The 20,983-nt window shown below is 69.4% G+C and carries 22 protein-coding genes; 14 read left to right on the forward strand and 8 right to left on the reverse strand.

All coding sequences use genetic code 11. The features are described from left to right. Positions 1 to 443 precede the first annotated feature (443 nt). The gene (locus ACZ6DL_RS22305; protein ID WP_466053811.1) at positions 444 to 593 is read right to left on the reverse strand and encodes a hypothetical protein; all 150 of its coding nucleotides are present in this window, start codon (positions 591 to 593) and stop codon (positions 444 to 446) included. Between the two features lie 111 nt (positions 594 to 704). Next, positions 705 to 1,673: a helix-turn-helix transcriptional regulator gene (locus tag ACZ6DL_RS22310; RefSeq protein WP_466053813.1), complete on the reverse strand. Its 969-nt coding sequence runs from the start codon at positions 1,671 to 1,673 to the stop codon at positions 705 to 707. 63 nt (positions 1,674 to 1,736) lie between these two features. On the opposite strand from ACZ6DL_RS22310, the gene ACZ6DL_RS22315 reads away from it, so the two are divergent. The 6 genes from ACZ6DL_RS22315 (at position 1,737) to ACZ6DL_RS22340 (ending at position 9,494) form a co-directional block, all read left to right on the forward strand. Continuing rightward, positions 1,737 to 4,028 (forward strand): ATP-binding cassette domain-containing protein, encoded by a 2,292-nt coding sequence (locus ACZ6DL_RS22315; protein WP_466053815.1) that lies wholly within the window; start codon positions 1,737 to 1,739, stop codon positions 4,026 to 4,028. Between the two features lie 120 nt (positions 4,029 to 4,148). Then, positions 4,149 to 5,027, forward strand: coding sequence for a glycoside hydrolase family 32 protein (locus tag ACZ6DL_RS22320; protein ID WP_466053817.1), 879 nt, complete (start codon positions 4,149 to 4,151; stop codon positions 5,025 to 5,027). A gap of 120 nt (positions 5,028 to 5,147) precedes the next feature. After that, on the forward strand, positions 5,148 to 6,560 hold the full coding sequence (locus ACZ6DL_RS22325) for an L-fucose/L-arabinose isomerase family protein (protein WP_466053819.1): 1,413 nt from the start codon (positions 5,148 to 5,150) through the stop codon (positions 6,558 to 6,560). Positions 6,561 to 6,562: 2 nt separating this feature from the next. Continuing rightward, positions 6,563 to 8,044: an FGGY-family carbohydrate kinase gene (locus tag ACZ6DL_RS22330; protein WP_466054315.1), complete on the forward strand. Its 1,482-nt coding sequence runs from the start codon at positions 6,563 to 6,565 to the stop codon at positions 8,042 to 8,044. Between the two features lie 50 nt (positions 8,045 to 8,094). Next, positions 8,095 to 8,487: a thioredoxin family protein gene (locus tag ACZ6DL_RS22335; protein ID WP_466053821.1), complete on the forward strand. Its 393-nt coding sequence runs from the start codon at positions 8,095 to 8,097 to the stop codon at positions 8,485 to 8,487. Next, the gene (locus ACZ6DL_RS22340) at positions 8,484 to 9,494 is read left to right on the forward strand and encodes a glycoside hydrolase family 172 protein (protein WP_466053823.1); all 1,011 of its coding nucleotides are present in this window, start codon (positions 8,484 to 8,486) and stop codon (positions 9,492 to 9,494) included. Before ACZ6DL_RS22335 ends, ACZ6DL_RS22340 begins: the two co-directional genes overlap by 4 nt. Here the strand turns inward: ACZ6DL_RS22340 and ACZ6DL_RS22345 are convergent. Next, a complete protein-coding gene (locus tag ACZ6DL_RS22345) occupies positions 9,485 to 9,976 on the reverse strand; it encodes a hypothetical protein (RefSeq protein WP_466053825.1) in 492 nt (163 codons plus the stop codon). The genes ACZ6DL_RS22340 and ACZ6DL_RS22345 overlap by 10 nt on opposite strands. Positions 9,977 to 10,083: 107 nt before the next feature. Between ACZ6DL_RS22345 and xylB the strand changes: the two genes are divergently transcribed. Together xylB and ACZ6DL_RS22355 are read left to right on the forward strand one after the other, a co-directional pair. Then, the gene (xylB, locus tag ACZ6DL_RS22350; protein WP_466053827.1) at positions 10,084 to 11,490 is read left to right on the forward strand and encodes a xylulokinase; all 1,407 of its coding nucleotides are present in this window, start codon (positions 10,084 to 10,086) and stop codon (positions 11,488 to 11,490) included. 154 nt (positions 11,491 to 11,644) lie between these two features. Continuing rightward, a complete protein-coding gene (locus ACZ6DL_RS22355; protein ID WP_466053829.1) occupies positions 11,645 to 12,274 on the forward strand; it encodes a maleylpyruvate isomerase family mycothiol-dependent enzyme in 630 nt (209 codons plus the stop codon). A gap of 14 nt (positions 12,275 to 12,288) precedes the next feature. Here the strand turns inward: ACZ6DL_RS22355 and ACZ6DL_RS22360 are convergent, their stop codons facing one another. Continuing rightward, entirely contained in the window at positions 12,289 to 13,074 is a 786-nt protein-coding gene (locus tag ACZ6DL_RS22360) for a helix-turn-helix domain-containing protein (RefSeq protein WP_466053831.1), read from the reverse strand. Positions 13,075 to 13,162: 88 nt separating this feature from the next. Here ACZ6DL_RS22360 and ACZ6DL_RS22365 point away from each other — a divergent pair, with 88 nt between their 5' ends. Further along, positions 13,163 to 13,546 carry a nuclear transport factor 2 family protein gene (locus tag ACZ6DL_RS22365; RefSeq protein WP_466053833.1) on the forward strand — a complete coding sequence of 128 codons (384 nt, stop codon included), beginning with the start codon at positions 13,163 to 13,165 and terminating at the stop codon, positions 13,544 to 13,546. A gap of 144 nt (positions 13,547 to 13,690) precedes the next feature. On the opposite strand, the gene ACZ6DL_RS22370 is transcribed toward ACZ6DL_RS22365, so the two are convergent. Next, a complete protein-coding gene (locus tag ACZ6DL_RS22370; RefSeq protein WP_466054317.1) occupies positions 13,691 to 15,367 on the reverse strand; it encodes a 2-isopropylmalate synthase in 1,677 nt (558 codons plus the stop codon). Between the two features lie 256 nt (positions 15,368 to 15,623). Between ACZ6DL_RS22370 and ACZ6DL_RS22375 the strand changes: the two genes are divergently transcribed. The 3 genes from ACZ6DL_RS22375 to ACZ6DL_RS22385 all read left to right on the forward strand — a co-directional run bounded on the left by ACZ6DL_RS22375 (position 15,624) and on the right by ACZ6DL_RS22385 (position 17,732). Further along, a complete protein-coding gene (locus ACZ6DL_RS22375; protein WP_466053835.1) occupies positions 15,624 to 16,295 on the forward strand; it encodes a FadR/GntR family transcriptional regulator in 672 nt (223 codons plus the stop codon). Next, positions 16,292 to 17,101, forward strand: coding sequence for an ABC transporter ATP-binding protein (locus ACZ6DL_RS22380; RefSeq protein ID WP_466053837.1), 810 nt, complete (start codon positions 16,292 to 16,294; stop codon positions 17,099 to 17,101). The genes ACZ6DL_RS22375 and ACZ6DL_RS22380 overlap by 4 nt, the downstream gene beginning before the upstream one ends. Before the next feature lie 133 nt (positions 17,102 to 17,234). After that, a complete protein-coding gene (locus ACZ6DL_RS22385) occupies positions 17,235 to 17,732 on the forward strand; it encodes a hypothetical protein (RefSeq protein WP_466053838.1) in 498 nt (165 codons plus the stop codon). Between the two features lie 213 nt (positions 17,733 to 17,945). Here the strand turns inward: ACZ6DL_RS22385 and ACZ6DL_RS22390 are convergent, their stop codons facing one another. Both ACZ6DL_RS22390 and ACZ6DL_RS22395 read right to left on the reverse strand, forming a co-directional pair. Continuing rightward, the gene (locus ACZ6DL_RS22390; RefSeq protein ID WP_466053840.1) at positions 17,946 to 18,446 is read right to left on the reverse strand and encodes a hypothetical protein; all 501 of its coding nucleotides are present in this window, start codon (positions 18,444 to 18,446) and stop codon (positions 17,946 to 17,948) included. After that, complete coding sequence (locus tag ACZ6DL_RS22395) at positions 18,443 to 18,808, reverse strand: hypothetical protein (protein ID WP_466053842.1); 366 nt, start codon at positions 18,806 to 18,808, stop codon at positions 18,443 to 18,445. Before ACZ6DL_RS22395 ends, ACZ6DL_RS22390 begins: the two co-directional genes overlap by 4 nt. A 21-nt stretch (positions 18,809 to 18,829) precedes the next feature. Between ACZ6DL_RS22395 and ACZ6DL_RS22400 the strand changes: the two genes are divergently transcribed. Next, positions 18,830 to 19,423 (forward strand): TetR/AcrR family transcriptional regulator, encoded by a 594-nt coding sequence (locus ACZ6DL_RS22400; protein ID WP_466053844.1) that lies wholly within the window; start codon positions 18,830 to 18,832, stop codon positions 19,421 to 19,423. A 10-nt stretch (positions 19,424 to 19,433) separates the two neighbouring features. Here the strand turns inward: ACZ6DL_RS22400 and ACZ6DL_RS22405 are convergent, their stop codons facing one another. Continuing rightward, positions 19,434 to 20,084: an HAD family hydrolase gene (locus ACZ6DL_RS22405; protein WP_040866452.1), complete on the reverse strand. Its 651-nt coding sequence runs from the start codon at positions 20,082 to 20,084 to the stop codon at positions 19,434 to 19,436. 200 nt (positions 20,085 to 20,284) lie between these two features. Between ACZ6DL_RS22405 and ACZ6DL_RS22410 the strand changes: the two genes are divergently transcribed. Continuing rightward, positions 20,285 to 20,962, forward strand: a complete 678-nt coding sequence (locus ACZ6DL_RS22410) for a PaaI family thioesterase (protein WP_466053846.1) — start codon at positions 20,285 to 20,287, stop codon at positions 20,960 to 20,962. Positions 20,963 to 20,983 lie beyond the last annotated feature (21 nt).

Below are 20,983 nucleotides of genomic sequence, written 5' to 3' on the forward strand. Positions count from 1 at the left end.
GGGTGAAGAGCCGGAACCAAATAAAACATTTGGCACTGACATTCATCGACACACTATTGAGTTCTCAAAGAACACACGCACACACATCCAACCCGAACATTCTCGGAACTTCAGTGAGGCAACTTTTCAAGCTTAGCCCATTCGTTCACCCGATCAAAATCGGGCTCCCGTTCGAGCCATGTGATGGCCAGGCGCTCCTCGTCCTACCTCGTTTCCCGGTCCATCCGCTCGGCGTCTCCGCCTTGCTTCTCGGCTCCGGGTCGGTGTCCGTGTCGCTCTGACTTGGATAAAGTTACGCGGCGGAAAACGCTACGTCAAATCGCCTGTCCAGCGCGTCTTTTCGCAGGTCAGAGGTGCGCCGAAGGGCGTGCACCCGGCGGAATGACACAAATGTGATTCAGGCCACGACAAGATCGTTTAGATGCTCGTACGGCAATCCCCGATCAGCCGCCCAATGGAGATCGACGCGGCGCGACCTTGCGGTAGGAGATCCGCCATCCGGCGGATTCCCGCACCACGACGTCTTCGTATGTCACGCTCCCGCAATCGCCGTCGGCGTTGCTGCCGATTCCCTTGGACCGCACCGCGACCATGCCCGCGTCGTTCTGGGTGATGAGGACATCGGTGACGTGGTGTCCGACCGGATTCGCGTCGCCGAGCGCGAGCGCCGCTTCGCGCAGGGCGGTGACGCCGCGTGCTTCGACTCATTGCGGGATAGCGGCCGCACGAAGCAATTTCGCGCCGAGGCCGGCGAGGAGATCTCTCATCTCGGCGGGTTCGACGACCTCGAAGTCCAGGTCCAGGTGCGCGATGCGCAGTGCGGTCCATTCCAGGGAATCGGCCGAGGTGCGCAGCAGGCAGGTGTGCGCATCCAGCGGTTCGATCTCCTCCGCGCGCACGCGGAAGGCGTCGGCGAGGCTCTCGGCGCTCGCGTGCACGCGCAGGACCACTCGGCGGACCGGCCTGGTGCGAGCCAATTGGCCAGCGACGAAGGTCGCCGCGTCTTCGGCGGGCAGTGCTCGGGCCGCGCACCGTATTCCGGTGGGCTGCGGAGACGTCAGCCGATCCACCCGGAAGGTGCGCCAATCAGCGCGATCGACGTCCCACGCGACCAGGTACCAGCGGCGACCGGCGGAGACCAGACTGTGCGGTTCGGTGAGACGGCCGGTTTCCGCGTCGGCCTTGTCCCGGTAGCGGAAGCGGATCCGTTCGCCGTCGCGCGCGGCCGCGGCCAAGGCGACGAGCACCTCCGGATCGACCATCGGACCGGCCGGTGGCCCGCCGAGCGAGACGGTGGTGGTGTCTATCGCGTCGACCCGGCGGCGCAATCGCGACGGCAGCACCTGCTGCAGTTTCACCAGGGCGCGGGCAGCCGACTCCTCGATACCCGCGATCGCGCCCTGCGCCGCGCCACGCAGCCCGAGGGTGATCGCGACCGCCTCCTCGTCGTCGAGCAGCAGCGGCGGCAGCGCGGCGCCCGCTTCCAGGCGGTATCCGCCTATCGCGCCGAGGCAGGCGACCACGGGATATTCCAGCTCGCGCAGGCGCTCCACATCCCGGCGCACCGTCCGCACGGTGACCCCGAGCCGCGCGGCCAGTTCCGGACCGCTCCATTCGCGGCGGGTTTGCAGCAGCGACAGCAGCTGGAGCAGGCGCGCGGCGGTCTGGGTCACGGGTTCCATTATGGCCGAGAAGGAGGACAGAACCTGACCTCATCGCCTCCTAGCGTGAGGCTCGTGCATCCTCATCGAGACACCATCAGGATCGTCGGGGCCAGGGAGAACAACCTCCGGGACGTGTCGCTGACGATCCCCAAGGGCAAGATCGTGGTCTTCACCGGCGTCTCCGGTTCGGGGAAGTCGTCGATCGTCTTCGGGACCGTGGCGGTCGAATCGCAGCGGCAGCTCAACGAGACCTTCACCTGGTTCATTCGCAACCGGCTGCCCAAGTACGAGCGGCCGGAGGCGGACGCGATCGACAATCTCGCGCCCGCCGTAGTCGTCGATCAGAAGCCGATCGGCGGCAATTCCCGGTCCACCGTGGGGACCATGACGGATATCCAGTCGATCATCCGCGTGCTGTTCTCCCGGCACAGCGTGCCGAGCGCGGGCGAGGCGACGCGCTATTCGTTCAACGACCCGCTGGGCATGTGCCCCGCGTGCGGCGGTCTGGGCCATGTGGTGCGCCCGGATCTGGGCAAGCTCATCGATACCGGCAAGTCGCTGAACGAGGGAGCCATCACCTTCGGTCCGTTCGCGGTCGGATCCTTCCAATGGCAGCTCTACGCCGAGTCGGGACTGTTCGACCCGGACAAGCCACTGCGGGACTTCACGACGGAGGAGTGGCAGTTGTTCCTGCACGGCAAGGGATTCCGAGTGCCGCGCAAGAACCGGAACGGATCGGCGGGGAACAACGCCTACGAGGGTCTGCTGGAGCGGTTCGACCGCCTCTACATCAAGCGCGATCTGACCGCGCTGTCGGACCGGAATCGCGCGGCCGCCCGCGCCGTGGTCACCGAGGAGATCTGCCCGGACTGCGAGGGCGCCCGGCTCAACGCCGACGCGCTGGCGAGCCGGATCGATGGCCTCGGCATCGCCGACTACGGCAGGCTGGAGATCACCGATCTCATCGAGGTGCTCGCGGGGCTGGACGATCCGGTGGCTCGACCGATCGCGCGGGCGGCCATCGGGCGGTTGCGCCGGATCGAGGAGGTCGGGCTCGGCTACCTGTCGCTCGATCGGGAAACCGCGACCCTCTCCGGCGGCGAGGCGCAGCGCCTGAAGGTGGTCCGGCATCTGGGCTCCAGCCTCACCGGTATGACCTACATCTTCGATGAGCCGAGCGTCGGCATGCATCCGCGCGACGTGGGGCGGCTGAACACTCTGCTGAGCCGGCTACGCGACAAGGGGAACACCGTTCTGGTGGTGGAGCACTCCCCCGACGTCATCGACGTCGCCGACCATGTGGTCGACATGGGGCCGGGGGCCGGTTCGCGCGGCGGGCGGGTCGTGTTCCAGGGCACGGTCGATCAGCTCCGGACCGCGCCGACGGCGACCGGTGCGGGATTGCGCCGGGCGCGGCGGGTGAAGGACGACGTCCGCGAGCCGACGGGATGGCTGACCGTCACCGATGCCGACGCCTACAACCTGAAGAGCCTCACCGCGCGGTTTCCGACGGGCGTGCTCACGGCGGTGACCGGCGTGGCGGGTTCCGGGAAGAGCACGCTGGTTTCCGGCGCGTTCGTCGCCGCGCATCCGCAGGTCATCGCGGTGGACCAAGCGGCGATCGCCGCCTCCCGGCGCTCCAGCCCGGCCACCTATCTCGGCATCATGGACCCGCTGCGTCAGCTCTTCGCCAAGCGGCACGGTGTGCGGCCGGGCTTGTTCAGTTTCAACTCCGACGGCGCCTGCGGCGAATGCGACGGCGCGGGAGTGATCTTCACCGACCTGGCGTACATGGATCCGGTCACCACGGTGTGCCGGGCCTGCCACGGACGCAGGTATCGCCCGGAAGCGCTCGCCTACGAGATTCGCGGGGCGTCGATCGCCGACGTCCTGGAGATGCCCGCCGAGGAGGCGCTGGAGTTCTGGGCCGAAGACGGAGACCGGCGCGTGCACACGCCGTTGCGGGCGCTGCTCGACGTCGGTCTCGGCTATCTCACCCTCGGCCGCGCGCTCACGTCGCTGTCCGGCGGCGAGCGCCAGCGCATCAAGCTGGCCGATCATCTCCAGCGGCGCACCGGAGCCGGTATCTATGTGCTGGACGAGCCGACCACCGGACTGCACATGGCCGACGTCGACACGCTGGTCGGACTGCTGGACCGGCTGGTCGACGCGGGTAACACGGTGATCGTCATAGAACACGATCTCGACGTCGTCGCCCGGGCCGACTGGGTGATCGATCTCGGACCGGACGGCGGAAAGCACGGCGGCGAAATAGTTTTCGCCGGGACCCCGGCGGCCCTGCTGGCGGACGCCCGGTCGCTGACCGCGGAGTACCTGCGGCGCAGCGTCGGCGTCCGTGCCTGACCGCCCCGCGGAGAACTCATCGCGCCATCGCACGGATCTCGGCTGCCGAAGCATCGAGCAGCCGAGTTCCATCGGACCGATACCGCACAGGGACGTCTACCGCGGCGGCATCATGAACCTATGACGACACGGGAGGTGGTCCGGGCGGGAGCTTTCGCGCGGATCTACGACCCGGGCGTCGGCGAATCGGAAGCCTGGTACATCAACGATCACACGATCGTCCGCGACGACGCCGGGCGCTGGCACCTCTTCGGCATCACTCACCCGGAGCCCGCCGACCCGTTCGACGAGACCGAGTTCGCCCACGCCACCGCGGACCGGCTGCACGGGCCGTGGACCACGCGCGACCGTGCGTTGCTGGTGGATCGGAACTACGGCGAAACGCATCTGTGGGCGCCTTACGTGGTCGGCGCCCACGAGCGGTACTACATGTTCTACGCGGCGGGCGGAGCCGATCGCACCGCCGCGGCGATGAACCTGGCGACATCGCGCGATCTCTTCCGATGGACCCGTTCGCCCGCGGGCCCGCTGTTCCGCGACGGATACGACGCTCGCGACCCGATGGTGGTGCGGGTGGGCGACCAATGGGTGATGTACTACTGCGCGACCAGCGCCCCGACGGGCGGTCACCACGTCGTCGCCTATCGCACCAGTACCGACCTCGTGCACTGGGGTGAGCGCCACATCGCGTACACGGACCCGACCAAAGGCACCGAGGCGGGCAACACCGAATCGCCTTACGTCCTGCGGCACGACGGATGGTGGTACCTGTTCATCGGCCCGCGCCCGCATTACGTCGGCACCGACGTCTTCCGCAGTGACAGTCCTTTTCGCTTCCGCATCGGAGACAAGGTCGGCCACATAGCGGCGCACGCCGCCGAAGTGATCGGCGCGGACGGCCGCTGGTGGATCACCAGTGCGGGCTGGGGCCGGGGCGGCGTCCATCTGGCGCCGCTCGACTTTCCGCAGTCGCGCGTGGTCAAAACGGTTCCGCGCTAAGCGGTCCGAAGCGCGGGGCCGAGCGCGAATTCGGCGAAAGGCGTCTCCGGGCTCGGTCGCGGCTGGTATCTGTTGATCGAGTCGAACTCTCCGATCACCCCACCTACGGGAGGGACCGGCATGGCCCGTATCGGCGTTATCAGTGTTTCCGATGGCCGCGACTATGTGCATGCGGGCATCGCCGATTTCATCGCCTCCACCGAGGATCGGCTGGTGGCCGCGCTGGCGGCGGCCGGGCACGATGTGGTCCGCGGCGCGGCGCCGATCAGCGACAACGCGCTGGCTACATCGGTGGGGCGCACCGTCGCGGCGGCGGGCGTCGATCTGACCGTCCTGCACTATGCCGTCTGGGCGTTCCCGCATTTCACCATGCTCGCGGCGGGCGCCATCCCCGGGCCGCTGCTGCTGCTGTCGAATATCGACCCGGTGCAGCCCGGGATGGTTGGCATGCTCGCCGCGGGCGGCGCGCTGGATCAGATCGGGCGCAGGCACAGCAGGCTGTGGGGTGATCCGTCCGATCCCGAGCTCGTCGAGGCCATCGGCGTGCGTGCGCGGGCCGCGGCAGCCGTATCGGGCTTGCGCGGTTCGACATTCGGGCGCTTCGGCGGGCGGCCGATGGGCATGAACACCGCGGTCGCCAATACCGATCAGTGGCAACGGCAGTTCGGCATCGACGTCGAGGAAATCGATCAGTGGGAGATCGTGCGGCGCGCCGAACTGGCCGACGCGGGCGAGGCGCGGGCCGCACGCGAGTGGCTGGAGCGGCACACCGCGGGCGTGCACTACGACGGGGCGAAGCTCACCCCGCAACTCCTGGAACGCCAGATCCGGTCCTATCTGGCGGTACGCGAATTGATCGCCGAATGGCGGCTGGACTTCTCGGGAATCAAGGGGCAGCCCGAACTCACCCAGTATTTCGCCACCATGGACGTCACCGAGGCGTTCCTCAACGATCCCTACGACTGGAACGGCCCGAAGGAACCGCACGTCTGCGCCACCGAGGCGGACATGGACGGTGCGCTGACCATGCAACTACTCAAGCGGATCGCGGGCACCCCGGTGCTGTTCGCCGATGTCCGGCACTATCACGCCGATCGCGACATCTGGGACCTCTGCAATTCCGGGCAGCACGCCACCTGGTTCGCCGCGCGCAGCGCCGATCCCGCCGAGAACCTGGCGAAGGTGCACCTGTATCCGGAGGTTTTCTTCTTTCCCGCCGGCGGCGCCTCGGTGCACCATCTGGCCGCCCCGGGCCGGATGACCCTCGCGCGGCTCACCCGTCTCGACGGCGACTACCGCATGCATCTGATGCTCGGCGAGTTCGAGCACTACGACCAGCAGACCAACGAGGTGCTGATGAACCAGTCGACCCGGGAGTGGCCGCACGCGTTCGCCCGGCTGGACGCGCGCGTCGAGGACTTCCTGAACCGCTTCGGCGCCAACCACATCCACGCGGTGCCCGGCGACCACCGGGCGGCCGTCCGCGCGACGTGCGAGTTGCTCGACGTCACGGTGGACGAGTTCACGCGGTGACGATGTTCCTCGGCATCGACATCGGGACCGCGAGTTCCAAAGGCGTGCTCACCGACGCCCGCGGCACGATTCTCGCCAGGGCCGAGCGGGCGCACGAGGTTTCCATGCCGCACCCCGGATGGGTCGAGCACGACGCGGAGACGGTGTGGTGGGCCGACTTCGTCGCACTCGCCCGCGACCTGGTGGCGGCGGCCGACGGCGCCATGCTCGACGGTCTGGCGGTATCCGGCATCGGTCCGTGCCTGCTGCCCGCCGACGCCCGGGGCAGGCCGCTGCGCCCCGCCATCCTCTACGGTGTCGACACCAGGGCCGGGGCCGAGATCAACGAGCTGAACGAGGAATTCGGCGCGCGGGCCGTGCTCGACCGCGCCGGATCGCCACTGACCAGCCAGGCCGTCGGCCCGAAGGCGCGGTGGCTGGCCCGGCACGAGCCGGACATCGCCGCACACACCGAACTGCTGCTGATGGCGAGCTCTTTCCTGGTGTACCGGCTCACCGGCCGGTACGTTCTGGACCACCAATCGGCCAGTCAGTGCGTACCGCTGTACGACCTGCGCGAACGCGCGTGGGCGACGGACTGGGCCGAGCGGATCGTGCCGGGCTGGACGCTGCCGGAGCTGGCCTGGCCCACCGAGATCGTGGGACGGGTGAGCGCGGAAGCGGCGGCCGCCACAAGCCTTCCGGCCGGGCTGCCGGTCACCACCGGGACCATCGACGCCTGGGCCGAGGCGGCCAGCGTCGGTGTCCGCGCTCCGGGTGACGCGATGATCATGTACGGCACCACGATGTTCCTGGTGCAGGTGCTCACCGACCCGCGTCCGCATCCCGGCCTCTGGGGCACCTGCGGCACCTGGCCGGACACGTACACCCTCGCCGCGGGCATGGCCACCTCCGGCGCGGTCACCGACTGGCTGCGCAAACTCGTGGGCGGCGAGTTCGCCGACTTGATCGTCGCGGCCGCCGACGTGCCGGCGGGCAGCAGAGGGCTGCTGGCGCTGCCCTATTTCGCCGGGGAGCGCACTCCCCTGTTCGACCCGGACGCGCGTGGCATCGTCGCGGGACTCACCCTCGGGCACGGCCGGGCCGAGCTCTACCGCGCGGTACTGGAGGGCATCGCCTACGGCGTGCGGCACAATCTCGAGGCCATGACCGAAGCCGGCGGGCGGGCGGCGCGCTTGGTCGCCGTGGGCGGTGGCACCAAAGGCGGCCTGTGGACCCGGATCGTCTCCGATGTCACCGGGCTGCCCCAGCAGTTGCCCGCCGAGACCGTCGGCGCGAGCCTCGGTGACGCTCTGCTCGCCGCCGAGGCCGCGGGAGTCGACACCTCCGCGTGGAATCCGGTCGTCGACATCGTGCTGCCACGTCCCGAACGCGTCGCGAAATACGAGGAGTACTACCGGCACTACCGGGATCTCTACGATCGCACGACAAATATCGCGCATTTCCTCGCGGCCGAACAGCGCCGTGCGGGTGCGTCCTCCTGAACGCCCGTGCGACGATGCGGAGTCGGTTCGCGGAACGATACGAGGATTTCATGCCCACGATCACGCCGGCCCAGGACAATTTCGACTCCGTCGTCGCATCACATTCCATCGTGCTCGTGGATTGGTGGGCCGGATGGTGCGGGCACGGCAAGGTCGACACCGAAGCGAAAGCGGCCTTGACCGCCACCACGCGGGTGACCCGGTACCCGACGTTGATGGCGTTCCGGGACGGTGTGCTGGTCTACTCCGCGGCGGGCGCTCTGGAACCGGACGCACTGGAAGATCTGGTGCAGCAGATTCTGTGGCTCGACATGGATCGGGTTCGCCGGGAACTCGCCCAGCGAGCCGACGCCGAGCAACCGGCCGCGGCCGGCGGGCCGGGCTCCGCGCGCAGGGCCGGGCTCGCGCCGACCGCGCCCCGAGACGGGTGGCCGGGATTGTGACCGCGCCGGGCGGGGAACTGTGGCGGCTGGACGGCACGCGAACGCGGTCGGTCAGCGCCGAGAACCCGACGGGAGCGCCCGGCGCCGGCGCGCGGGCGACCGACGGCACCGGAGCACACGCGGCGCGGCTGCTGGGCCCGGGATGGAAGATCTCGCCTTCGATCGCGCTCGCCCACGGGGAGACCGCCACACTGGCCGACGTTTCCGGCCCAGGCGTGTTCAGACATTTCTGGCTGACCACCGAACGTTCCGTCCTTCGCGACCTGACACTGCGGATGACTTGGGACGACGCGCCGCGGCCCGCGATCGAGGCGCCGCTCGGCGACTTCTTCTGCAACGGATGGGGCGAGACGGCCCTGCTGAGTTCGGAGATGGTGGTCGTCGCGCCCGCGGGCGGCCTGAACAGCTACTGGCCCATGCCGTTCCGGCACCGAGCGCGCATCACGCTGGAGAATCGTTGCGGCCGTGGAGTTCCGGTGTACTACCAGGCGACCTTCACCGAAGAGGACGTGCCGGACGACGCGGGGTATCTGCACACGCGGTGGACGCGAACGACCGGCTTGGGCAGTCCGGCCGTGCACACGATTCTCGACACGGTGCCCGGGCCCGGCCGCTACGTCGGCACCTACCTCGCCATCCGCCCTGGCGCGCCGGGATGGTGGGGCGAGGGCGAAGTCAAGTTCTTCCTCGACGGGGACGCCGAGCATCCCACGATCTGCGGAACGGGCACCGAGGACTATTTCGGCGGCGCCTGGAACTTCGACCTCGACGGGATGTATCGGACGTATTCCACGCCGTATCTCGGCCTGCACCAGGTGCTGCCGCCGGAGCAGATCTATCGACCCGATCAGCGGTTCGGCATGTACCGCTGGCACGTGCGCGATCCGATCTGTTTCGAACGCGAACTGCGCGTCACCGTGCAGGCCCTCGGATGGCAGGACGCGCAGACCTATCTTCCGTTGGAGGACGCCGAGGTGGCGACCACCGCTTGGTGGTATCAGGCCTGATCGGGGTCGTCCGGATTCGAGGGGAAGTCCAGCGCGAGGAGTTCGTCGGCGCGTGCCAGCGCCGCGTCCATGCCGGCGGTGAGATCGTCCATCACACTCAGGCCGTCGAGCAACCCGGCGAGTTCGTCCTGCACGGCGCGCAGTTCCGCGATCGCCGGATCGATCGGGAACCATGCGACGGAATCGTGCCACCACGGATCGTCGGATAGCCAAGACCACAGCACATCGCGGACCAGCACCGGGTCGGAGGTGTACATCTGGAAGGACTCCGTCGCCGAACCGGCCCGGTACTCGAGCTCGTAGACGCCGTCGGGCAGCAACTTGGCGCGGATCTCGTGCTGGTCGGCGCGGCTGAGCTCGAGGATCGCGTGTTCCGGCCCGGCCGGTTCGTCGAGCAGGTCGCCGAGCGCGTCCTCGGTCAGTTCCGGCAGGTGCGTCCCGTCTCCCGTGCGGATGCGCACGTCGGTGGGGTCGATGCTCACCGCGACAGTCTGCCCGATACGGCGGCCGAATACCCGAAATGCGCCGGTGCGGGACGGATCGGGTGCAAGGTGGTCGGTATGGGAGTGCGCGAGACGATCGAGGCCGGATGACGACGGTCGCGGGAGTCGACAGTTCCACCCAGTCGTGCAAGGTCGTCGTCTGCGACGCGGGCAGCGGCGAGATTCTCGGGCGGGGGCAGGCGCCGCATCCCGAAGGGACCGAGGTCGCCCCGGACGCCTGGTGGGACGCGCTGCGCGCGGCGGGCGCGGGACTGCTCGATCATGTCGACGCGATCGCCGTCGCAGGGCAGCAGCACGGCTTGGTCGCCTTGGACGCCGCAGGCGTTCCGGTGCGGGACGCGTTGCTGTGGAACGACGTTCGCTCCGCCGGCGCGGCGGAGGAATTGATCGCCGACCTCGGCGGGCCGCAAGCTTGGGCCGATGCGGTGGGCAGTGTGCCGGTGGCGGCCTTGACCGTCGCCAAGCTGCGCTGGCTGGCCGACCACGAGCCGGAACTCGCCGACCGCACCGCGCACGTCCTGTTGCCTCACGACTACTTGACCTGGCGGCTGCGCGGCGGCGGACGAGGACGCATACCCGAGCCGACCACCGACCGGGGCGACGCATCCGGCACCGGCTACTGGTCACCCGCCTTCGGAAGATATCGGGAGGATCTGCTCACCCTGGCCTCGCGCGGTCGCAGCCCGGCCCTGCCCCGGGTCCTCGGCCCGGACGAGTCCGCCGGACGGACGCCGTCGGGCACACTCGTGGCCGCCGGAACGGGCGACAACGCCGGGGCCGCGCTGGGGTTGGGCATCGCGGAAGGCGAGGTGGTGGTCTCGCTCGGCACCAGCGGGACGGTCTTCGCTCGCGCAGGCCGCCCCGCCGCCGACGCCGGCGGCGCTGTCGCGGGCTTCGCGGACGCCACCGGCGCATTCCTGCCGCTGGTCTGCACGCTCAACGCCGCGCGCGTGCTGACCTCGACCGCCGATCTGCTCGGCGTGGACCTGCCCACACTCGAATCACTCGCCGCGTCCGCGCCCGCGGGGGCGGACGGCGTGGTCCTGCTGCCCTACCTCGCCGGTGAACGCACACCCAACCTTCCGCACGCCGCGGGCAGCCTGCATGGTTTACGGCCGGAGGCCATGCGCCCCGCCACGGTGGCCCGTGCCGCTTTCGAGGGTGTGCTGTGCCATCTCGCCGACGCGCTCGACCATCTCACCGGCATCGGGGTGACACCGCGGCGCGTGCTGCTCATCGGCGGCGGCGCGCGCTCGCGACTGATCGCGCTGATCGCCGCGCAGGTCTTCGGCGTCACGGTGACGATCCCGGAACCGGCCGAATACGTCGCGCTCGGCGCGGCCCGGCAAGCGGCATGGGCGCTGAGCGGCGCATCCCGGCCGCCGTCCTGGCCGGCGCGCTCGGTCGCGGAGATTCCGGCACCGGGCGACGCCGCGACCGGGCGAGAGATCCGCGCCGAGTACCGGCGGGCACGCCGGGCCCTCTACGGCTGACCACGGTCTTCGTCGCGAAACCAGTCCACCGGACCCGTCCGGCCTCGATCCGGGAACCTCGCGTGCCCCGCTCTCGGGCCGCCGATTTTCGTCGCCGGGTGGCGCCTCGACGGCGTGCGGGGTTTGATCACCCTCGTCGAAGAGAGGTGGACGAATGACCGAGACCCAGGTGCGAAGGGCGGTGACGGCGGAACGGACGGAACTCGCCGAACTCTTGGCCGGGCTGGATGCCGCGAGCTGGGATGCGCCGACCCTGTGCGCTGGCTGGCGGGTACGCGAAGTAGTCGCGCACATCACCATGCCGTATCGCCTGTCGAGCGCGCGATTCACGCTGGGGATGCTCGCGGCGTTCGGCAACTTCAACCGCATGGCCGACCGCACCGCCCGGGTGGACGCCGCAACGCTCAGCACGGCGGACCTGCTGAAATCGCTGTGGGACAACGTCGATCACCCGTGGCGGCCGCCGGGCGGCGGGCTTTCCAACGCGTTGAGCCACGATGTGATCCACGGGCTGGACATCACCGTGGCGCTGGGGCTGGACCGCCGGGTGCCCGAGGACCGCATGCGCATGGTCTTGGACACGATCGAGCCCAGGACCGCCAAGCTGTTCGGCGCCAAACTCGGGGGCATCGAACTGCGCGCCGACGATCTGGACTTCCGCTACGGCTCCGGCACGGTGCTGTCGGGCCGCGCCCAGGACCTGCTGCTCGTGTTGTGCGGCCGCAAGCTGCCCGCCGGATACCTGCGGGGCGAACCCGCCGAGCGGTTCACCGCGCGCGGCTGACCCCGGCACGGCGCTCACCGGCCTGGTGCGGCCAGTCCGCGCAGGTAGGAAGCGGTTTCGTCGTCGGCTGGAAAATACGCCTCGACGGCGATCTCGTCGAGCGTGATGTCGAAGGCCGCGCCGAAGGTCGTGATCGTGCTGAAGAACGACAGTTCCGCGTCGCGGTGACACAACCGGATCGGCAACGTGATATCCGCCGGGTCGCTGTCCGCATCGCCCGGGGAGCCATAGGACCGCAACTCCTCGTATAGCGCGGCCAGTCCGGGATCCCCGGTCGCCATGACCTGGCGGGCCAGCCGGGGCAGGAGGAAGGCCCGGACCTGGTCGAGGTTGCGAAGCCGGGGCGCGAAGCCGCCGGGATGCAGACCGAGCCGCATCATGTTGATCGGCGGTTCGAGCAGATCCGGATCCACGTCGTCGAAGAACACGCCCACACAGTCGTTGGCCTGCACCAGATTCCAGCGCTGGTCCACCGCCAGCGCCGGATACGGTTCGTGTAGACGCAGGACCCGCTGCACGGCGTCGCGGGCGCGCCGCAGCGCGGGGTCGGTCCATTCGCGGCGCCGGAACTCGGGAGCGTGGCCCGCGGCGATCAGCACGCGATTGCGCTCGCGCAGCGGGATGTCCAGCTGTTCGGCCAGGTGCAGCACCATGGATCGGCTGGGTATCGTGCGGCCGGTCTCGACGAAGCTGACGTGCCGGGCGGACACGTCCGCCTGGATGGCCAGATCGAGCTGGCTCAGCTTCCGCCGGTGCCGCCACTCCCGCAGCAGCTCGCCGACCGGTCGATCACCGTTCACCGGCCCAGTATCCCGACGACCGGGTCATACCCGCCATTACCTGCCATGTAATCGACACCCCGGTTCACCCGCTGTCAATCTCGGCGGCATGACGAACGACAACACGGCACTGCGCAACAAGGAACTGGCCATACGTGGCTTCGCGGAATTCGCGGCGGGCAACATAGACGCGCTGCGGACGCTGCTGCACGACGACTTCCTCGAGCACAGCCCCGGAAACCCCTCGGGTAAGGAAGCTTTCCTCGAGTTCATCGCACAGGCACCTGTGGCCGGATCGACGCTGGAGCTCGCGCGGGTGATCGCCGACGACGAGTACGTGGTCATGCACTACCGCATGATCCTGCCCGGCGAAACGGAGCCCGACCAGGCGGTCGTCGACATCTGGCGGATGGTCGACGGGAAGATCGTCGAGCACTGGGACGTCATGCAACCGGTGCCCGACCCCGTCCAGATACCGCACGGCATGTTCTGACGACAGAAATCCGGGTGCTCGGCCGATCGAAGCGGGGATATGGGCGAGCGCGGGACCAGGATCGCGCCGCCGGACCGATCGAGGTGCCGGACCGGCCGAGCACCTCGATCGGCTCACCAGCGCTGGACCGACCGTGTCAGACGATCATCGTCGCGCCGAGCGTCCGGCGGCGCGTACGAGCGCGGCCAGTGCCGCCGCCACGGCCGATTCGGCTCGGCCGCAGGACCATCCGGTGTGTTCGCCGCTGCGGTACTCCAGGTAGGCGAGAGCGGATCTGTCGTCGTCCGAGCCGATCGACTGCTGGGTCAGACCCAGTACCTCGATCGGGCATCCGGCGTCGGCCAGCGCCTCGGTCAGCACCGCGAGCGGGTCGCCCGGACGCCGTGTGCGGTGGGTGACACCGTCGACGGTCAGCGTGATCTCGGTGCTCGTCTCCGCGCCGTCGACGGTGCTGCGCCAGTCCTTCAACCCCAGCCACGACGGGTCGTCGAGATAGCTCGCCTCGAACAGATCGCGCAGTTCGGCGGCGGTGACCTCGGCACCGGTGTCGTCGGCGAGCGCTTGGACGCGCCGGGCGAAATCGATCTGCAGGCGCCGCGGCAGGTCCATGCCGTACTCGGTGTGCAGCAGGTAGGCGATGCCGCCCTTACCGGACTGCGAATTGACCCGGATCACCGCGTCGTAGCTGCGGCCGAGGTCGGCGGGATCGATGGGCAGATAGGGCACCTGCCAGTCGAGCGCGCGCTCCGCGATGCCCGTCGCGGCGGCGCGGACGCGATGCTCGGCCATTCCCTTCTTGATCGCGTCCTGATGGGTGCCGGAGAACGCGGTGTGCACCAGGTCGCCGACGTACGGGTGGCGCTCGTGGATCGGCATGCGCGTGCAGTATTCGACGGTGCGCCGGATCTCGTCGATGTCGGAGAAGTCGATCATCGGATCGACGCCTTGCGCGTGCAGGTTCAGCGCCAGCGTGGCGATGTCGACATTGCCGGTGCGCTCGCCGTTGCCGAAGACGCAGCCCTCGACGCGTTGGGCGCCCGCGAGAACCGCCAGCTCGGCGCACGCCACGCCGGTACCGCGATCGTTGTGCGGGTGCACCGAGAGGATGACGCTGTCGCGGCGGGCCAGATTGCGATGCATGTACTCGATCTGGTCGGCGTACACGTTCGGGGTGGCGACCTCGACGGTGGCGGGCAGGTTCAGGATGACCGGCCTGCGCGCGGTGGCGTCCCACAGGGTCGTCATCCGGTCGCAGATGTCGAGCACGTAGTCGGGCTCGGTCAGGTTGAACACCTCGGGTGAGAACTCGAACCGGACGTTCGGCAGGTCCCCGGCGCAGTCCAGCACGGCGCGGCCGCCGTCGAGGATCAGCTCGCGCAGCGCGGCACGGTCCTTGCCGAGCACGACGTCGCGCCAAGCGGGAGCGGTGGCGGTGTACAGGTGGATCACCACGTCGTTGGGGATGCCGCGGATCGAGGCGACGGTGCGCTCGATGAGATCGCGGCGGGCGGGGGTGAAGACGACGATGGTGACGTCCTCGGGCGCCAGATCGTCCTCGGCGATGAGCCGGACGAAGTCGAAGTCGGTCTGCGACGCCGACGGGTAGCCGACCTCGATCTCCTTGTAGCCCATGGCGATCAGGAGTTCGAAGAAGCGCCGCTTGCGCGCCGGGTCCATCGGCTCGGCGAGTGCCTGGTTGCCGTCGCGGAGGTCGACGGGCACCCACAGCGGGGCTCGGGTGATCCTCGCGTCGGGCCACTGCCGCCGGGTGAGCGGGACCTCGACGCGCTGGTAGATGTCGCGGTAGCGGTGCGAGGGCATTCGGGAGTGCCGCTGGCGATTCCACGCCGTGGCCTGATCCGGTATGTCGCCCGAGGGGGTATCGATGGTGGGGAAAGCGCTGGTCATGGGTCTGCTTCCTGGCCGTTGCGGCCGTCACGACGAGAGGTGACCGGCCACGACGAAGCCCCACGGCGGGCGGCCGGTCGTTCAGGCCCCGCCGTGGCGGCTAAGCAGAAGCATGGTGCGCATGATGGCTAGACTGTACCCGACTCCTCAGACAAGTAGAGAGGTACCGATGATCTCGCAGGTACGGCGTCATCCGCTGGCCGCGCAGGCGGCCGAGGTACTCCTGGCCCGCATACAGGCGGGCGAATGGCCGCTGGGTCACCGCCTGCCCGGTGAGACCACGCTGGCCGCACAGCTCGGCGTCGGCCGCTCGACGCTGCGGGAGGCCATTCGCGAACTTGCCGGGAAAGGCGTGCTGGACAGCCGCCAGGGCGCGGGCGTCTTCGTGACCGCTCTGCATGCGACCGAGGAGTGGGACACGGTGCTGCGCCGCGCCACGATCGCCTCGGTGATCGAAGCGCGCATCGCCATCGAGGCCGAGGCCGCCGCCCTGGCCGCCCAGCGGCGGACCCCCGCCGACCTGCGGGCCATTCGCCGAACGCTCGCCGCGCGCGAGGCGCACGGCGGGCCGGTGGCCGAGCACGTCGATGCCGATATGGCGTTCCACCGGGCTGTGCTCGTGGCCGCCCACAACGACGTGCTGACCCAGTTGTTCGACAGCTTCCTGCCGCGGCTGCGCCTGGCGATGATCGACATGCTGAAGATCCGCCCGGTGCCGTCGGAGCCGGCCGATCACGCGGCGCACGAGCGGCTCGCCGACGCGATCGCCGCCCGCGATCCCGCCGCCGCCGCTGAGTACAGCCGCGCCCACCTGACCACCTTGAAAGAGGCTTTCACGTGACCGAACCGGTGCTCGAACTGACCGATGTGACCTTCCGCCGCGACGGCAAGAAGATCATCAACGGGATCTCGCTGACCGTGCGCGCGGGCGAACGCTGGGCCCTGCTGGGACCGAACGGCGCGGGCAAGAGCACACTCCTGGGCTTCTGCGGCGCGGTTACCTTCCCCACCTCGGGGTCGGTGCGGGTACTCGGCGCGGAACTCGGCCGCGTCGAACTTCAACGGCTGCGCCGGGGCATCGGTCAGGTCAACCCGCGCCACCCGCTGCGCTCCGCGCTGACCATCCGCGAGGTCGTGCTGACCGGCTTGACCGCGACCATCGACACCCCCATGCGCTGGACGCCGACAGCCGACCAGCGCGACCGGGCCGACACGATGATCGACACGGTCGGACTGACCGGAAAGGCGGACGAGCTCTGGCCCACGCTGAGCCAGGGTGAGCGCGGCCGCACGCTCATCGCCCGAGCGCTGATCGCGCAGCCGCGGCTGCTGCTGTTCGACGAACCGTCCACCGGATTGGATGTCGCCGCCCGCGAACAACTCCTGGACACCCTCGACACCCTGGACCGGACGCACCCCGACGTCGCCTCCATCCTGGTCACCCACCACCTGGAGGAACTTCCCAGCACGACGACCCACGCACTGCTCATCGCCGACGGTCACGCCGTCGCGTCGGGTCCGGCCCTGCGGACGATCACCACCGAGAACGTCACCGCGGCGTTCGCGCACCCGGTGGAAGTCCGCCACGACGACGGCCGCTGGACCGCGCGGGCGGCACGCAAACCCACCGCATGGCCGTCGGGCTAGCCCCGTAGACGACTCGCCCGTCCAGAGGAGGCCGCCCGTCCGCACCACGGTGGTAACGCCGCTGTAATCGCCACACCGCAATCGCGTGTGAGCATGCAACGAAATCGTCTACCACCGAAGGGAATACGGCTACGTGTGGCAGCTGTATCGAGCGGTACTCCGCACCGACGATCACCGGGTGCTCGGCTATGTGGACTTGGGCGCCAGGCTCATGGAACACGCAAGGATCGGCCACCACCTGGTCCAAGGAATCGAGCGACTACTCGCCGAACCGGCCAGGGTCACCTGGGCGGGACGGAGTGCGCCACGGTCGCCGAAGATCGAAAACCTCTATCACACAGTCGGTTCGGTCGCCGCCCTGCTACCCCCGGAACACGGGGCGGTCGGCCGGTACCTGCTCAATCACGACATGCGGATCTTCGTGGACAAAGCGACAGTGCTGGAGAACGAGGCCCGGCACCGCATCCACCCGTTGCCTTTGCTCACCGCCGACCCCACACCGGACCCCGGCCGCACGGTGGGCGACCACACTCTCCTCGGCTCCTGGGCACACGCCCTGATCTCGGTGCGCGACACCGTGCCGAAGGGCTTCGAACAACGAAAGTTCGACCTGGTCGAACGCCTCCCCTGAGCGCTATCACCGCTCGGCGCCCGCGTGGACAAGCTCCGACCCGGCGACCACGGTCGTCGCCGAGCAGCGGCATAGACGGAAGGAGCCGATGACTGCGGCGGTGCGAATCGTGGCGACGGCGTTGCGATGACCAGCGTCATCACGTCGCCCACCTCAGGTGCAGGTCGATCGGCCTGCGCCACCGCTGAGCGCGGAATGCGCGGGCAACGAGAACTAGGCCGTCGAGGCGGTGCGGTGTTCGGCTTCGGCGAGTTCCTTCAGCGTCAGCAGTTGTTTGCGCATCATGAGCAGGTCGCCGAGGGCGAGCGCTATAGCGACGAATTTCGGTGCGCTACAGCGTATCCGGACCACGAGCCGGGTTCCCGCGCCTTCGGGCCGCACCGCGTAGGTGACGCACACCTTGCCCGCGACCAGAGTGATGTGCTCGCCCGGGACGAAGGAGACGAGTTCGAACTGGGACATGAACCGCTGCCCCACCGCCAGTTCGGTGAGCGCCGGGTCGCGCAGGCGCGGGCTGCGTGTGCCGAAATTGTCCAGCAGGTCGTAGCTGTAGGGAGCGATCCGCAGCTGGCACAGCCAGGCGTAGACGAGCGCGGGCGGCGCGTCGACGCTGATCGCCCGGTCGGCATGGAAGCCGTCGGGTAGCCGGTCGTCGCACGGCAGGGGCGCTTCGCGCTCGGCCTCGGTGGCGCCCCACACCGTCCCCGGGATCATGCCGTCGCCGCGATCCGCCGCAACATCTGACGCACCACCAGGCGGTGACCGCCCGTCCCTACCACCAGCGCACGGTAGATCCGGCCGTGCAGACCAGGGAAGTCGCCGTAACTGCGGGCGCGGACGCGGGTCCGGCTCGGCCCCTCCTCGTCCAATTCGAAGATCAGCGCGTACTTCGAGAACCAGTGCTGTCCGCGCAGCGCCAAACGGCGCGGTTCCGCGAGGGAATCGACAACGAACCCGCTCGGCGGCGACGGCTCGTGCGAGTCGTGGCACACGACTTTCAGCACCGCTTTCCACGCCCGCTCGCGATTCGCCTCGACCGATCTGGCATGCTCATCTATATAGGACAAACGCTCCATATAGAAGGACCGTACTAGTACATGGCACCACCCCGCAAGCACGACACCGACGTGATCCTCGACGCAGCCCGCACCCTGGTGCTCGCCGAGGGACCTCGCGCGGCCAGCGTGTCGGCCATCGCCGAGGCCAGCGGAGCCCCGGTCGGGACCCTGTATCACCGCTTCGGCAACCGCAACGGCGTGCTCGCCGCCGCGTGGCTGCGGGCGCTGCGCCGCTTCCAGGACGGCACCCTCGCCGCCGCCGACCGGCCGGACCCGGTGGAGGCGGGGGTCGAGATGGTGCGAGCCGCCCTGCGGTTCGGGCGCGAACTACCCGAGGACGCCAAGCTCCTGCTCGAGCTGCGCCCCAGCGATCTTCTCGACGGCGGGCCGGATGCCGAGTTCCGCACCACCCTGGCCGGCATGAACGCGCCGTTGATCGAGCACCTGCGCCGCATCGCCGACGGCGTGTTCGGCGGGGACGGCGAACGCGAGATCGAGGCGGTCTCGCGAGCGGTCGTGGATCTGCCCTACGCGGCGCTGCGCCGTCACGCCCACGCCGCGGTCCTGCCCGCGTGGCTCGAGGACGACCTGACCGCCGCAGCCCGCACCCTGCTGACCTCCTACCACCCCTGACCAGCCGGCCTCAGCCGGTGATCAGCGCCGGAGTGAGTTCGTCGAGGCCGGAGATCACCTTGGCGGCCATGGCCAGCGCATCGGAGGCGGGCGGGTATTCCGGGCGTGGCGCCGCGATCACCCGCATCCCCGCCGCATGGGCCGAGCGCAGGCCGTTGCTCGAATCCTCCACGGCCACACAGTCGGCAGGCCGCTGACGCAGGAACGTCGCGACGGTCACGTACACGTCCGGGGCGGGTTTGCCGCGGTCGACCTCCTCGGTGGAGAAGGTCACGGAGAAGTACTCGATCAGACCGGTCCGGCCGAGCACCGCGTCGATGAGCGCGCGTGGCGAGGAGCTGGCCAGCCCCAGCGGCCAGTGCTCGCTGATCCGCTGCACGGCCTCGACCGCGCCCGGCAGCACCGGCACGCCCTCGTCGTAGCGCTCGGCCATCCGCTCGATGACCTCCCGCGCGACGGTCTCCGGCGGCTCGCCCACACCCAGCTCACCGCTCAGGTAGGCCGACCACTCACCGGTGCTCATCCCCATCAGCCGCTGCTGGGTGTCGGGCAGCCACCGCCCGCCCTTCTCCGCGACATAGCCGCGCCGCACCAGCTCCCAGACCGGCTCGGAGTCGATCAGGACGCCGTCCATGTCGAACACGACCGCGGTGATACCCATGCGCACAATGCCTTTCGCCAGCCGAAGCGGTCACAGATCGAGCGCGGCCGGATCGCGTCTCCGGCCGCGGGGAACCGTGCCGGTATCACCGGGGTAGCGGCGATATCCGGTCGCGCACCAGCCTAGGCGGTGACGGCTCGCGGCGGCGGACACCGCACCCGCCCGGCGAGCATTCCCCGGGCAACCGATAACTTGTTCTTATGAACGAACCGCAGGCCGGCGACTCGCTGCCGAGCAAGGAGCACCACGAGGGCGGGTTCCGGCCTATGACCGAGCTGATCGCCGCCCACGAGGCCGCCAAGGACGACATCTCCCGCGGCGGGCCGCACTACGGGCAGTTCATCGAGCAGGTGCGCGGCCTGATGGACCGTGTCCGGCTGGCCTCGCCCTCCGACGAACTGGCGGTGGAGGCGATCGGCATCCTCAAGGAGCTGAACGACAAGCTCGACGCCGCCGCGGTGGACGAGTGGTCGACGCCCAACTGGACCCGCTTCGACCTGCCCGCCCGCGGCAACATCACCCTGCCGCCGTTCTTCATCGACCACGTCCACCCCCAGCGGGGCGTCGACGCGCGGCTCACCTTCCGCACCTTCCATCTCGGCGGCAACAGCGCCGCCCACGGTGGCCAGATCGCCATCGCCTTCGACGACCTGCTCGGCATGGCGGCGGCCGTGCATTCGGGCGCGGTGACCAGGACGGCGTCGCTCACCGTCGACTACCGCTCCATCACTCCGCTGAACACCGAACTGAAGGTGCGCGCGTGGGCCGAACGGCAGGAGGGCCGCAAGGTCTACGTGCGGGCCACCCTGCACGACGGCGACCGGCTGTGCGCCGAGGCGAACGGGCTGTTCATCGTGCTCAAGCCTGGCCAGCCCTGAGGCTCGCGCTCCGCCGCCGGG

The sequence above is a fragment of the Nocardia sp. NPDC041819 genome (genome assembly GCF_055590505.1).